This window comes from Pseudomonas sp. SIMBA_068 (assembly GCF_046534705.1).
GTDB classification, from domain to species: Bacteria; Pseudomonadota; Gammaproteobacteria; order Pseudomonadales; family Pseudomonadaceae; genus Aquipseudomonas; species Aquipseudomonas putida.
In genome coordinates this window covers 1-242 of the sequence record NZ_JAWRYI010001416.1, presented here as the reverse complement: position 1 = coordinate 242, position 242 = coordinate 1, and the positions used below count along the sequence as shown (strand labels likewise).

Genomic DNA, 242 nt, shown 5'->3' with positions numbered 1-242 from the left:
GCGTTGGACCTGCCGCTGGCGCTGCAAGTGCTGGAGGAAGCCGCACGCTTCAGCCAGGGCGTGCTGGCGCCTTTGAACGCCCTGGGTGATCGTCAGGGCTGCCGCTGGCAGGCGGGCCAGGTGAGCACCCCGGACGGTTTTGCCCAGGCGTATCAAGCCTATGTCGACGGCGGCTGGCCGGCGCTGGCCTGTGCTGAGGCGCTGGGCGGGCAGGGCTTGCCGCAGGTGCTCGACGCCGCCGT

At 71.5% G+C, this 242-nt stretch carries 1 pseudogene; it reads left to right on the top strand.

From position 1 onward, the window contains the following. Nucleotides 1-242, top strand: a pseudogene (locus SB756_RS34275) (acyl-CoA dehydrogenase); the annotation flags it as partial.